We start from the raw sequence: 1,326 nt of genomic DNA on the forward strand, positions 1-1,326 counted from the left end.
AAATCCGCTTTGATAATGCTGGGATGTGATGGGGAGCGAAATTTAGTAGCGAAGTAGCTGATTTCACACTGTCAAGAAAAGTCTCTATCGAGGTTAAAGGTACCCGTACCGCAAACCGACACAGGTGGGTGAGGAGAGTATCCTAAGGCCAGCGAGAGAACTGTTGTTAAGGAACTCGGCAAAATGACCCCGTAACTTAGGGATAAGGGGTGCCACCATCCGGTGGCCGCAGAGAATAGGCCCAAGCGACTGTTTACCAAAAACATAGGTTTCTGCTAAGTCGCAAGACGATGTATAGGAGCTGACGCCTGCCCGGTGCTGGAAGGTTAAGGGGATCTGTTAGAGCAATCGAAGCAGTGAACTTAAGCCCCAGTAAACGGCGGCCGTAACTATAACGGTCCTAAGGTAGCGAAATTCCTTGTCGGGTAAGTTCCGACCCGCACGAAAGGCGTAACGATTTGGGCACTGTCTCAACAACAGACTCGGTGAAATTGTAATTCCGGTGAAGATGCCGGATACCTGCGACAGGACGGAAAGACCCCATGGAGCTTTACTGTAGCTTGACATTGGGTCTTGGTACTACATGTACAGGATAGGTGGGAGGCTTTGAAACCAGGACGCCAGTTTTGGCGGAGCCATCCTTGGGATACCACCCTTGTAGTACTGGGACTCTAACCATAGGCCATGAATCTGGTCTTGGGACACTGTCAGGTGGGCAGTTTGACTGGGGCGGTCGCCTCCCAAAAGGTAACGGAGGCGCTCAAAGGTTCTCTCAGTACGGTCGGAAATCGTACGTAGAGTGTAAAGGCAAAAGAGAGCTTGATTGCAAGACATACAGGTCGAGCAAGGATGAAAATCGGACTTAGTGATCCGGTGGTTCTGCGTGGAAGGGCCATCGCTCAACGGATAAAAGCTACCCTGGGGATAACAGGCTTATCTCCCCCAAGAGTCCACATCGACGGGGAGGTTTGGCACCTCGATGTCGGCTCATCACATCCTGGGGCTGTAGTAGGTCCCAAGGGTTGGGCTGTTCGCCCATTAAAGTGGTACGCGAGCTGGGTTCAGAACGTCGTGAGACAGTTCGGTCCCTATCCGTCGCAGGCGTAGGAAATTTGAGAAGACCTGTCCTTAGTACGAGAGGACCGGGATGGACGTACCTCTGGTGTACCAGTTGTCCTGCCAAGGGCATGGCTGGGTAGCTATGTACGGAATGGATAAGCGCTGAAAGCATCTAAGCGCGAAGCCAACTTCAAGATAAGATTTCCCACCGCAAGGGTAAGACCCCAGAAAGACTATCTGGTTGATAGGTCGAAGGTGTAAGTGCAG

General features: G+C 51.8%; 1 rRNA gene. It reads left to right on the forward strand.

Annotated elements, in window-relative coordinates:
- Window positions 1-1,326, forward strand: a 23S ribosomal RNA gene (locus tag IR152_RS19740); the annotation flags it as partial.

The organism is Clostridioides sp. ES-S-0108-01 (genome assembly GCF_020662285.1).
Classification (GTDB): domain Bacteria; phylum Bacillota; class Clostridia; order Peptostreptococcales; family Peptostreptococcaceae; genus Clostridioides.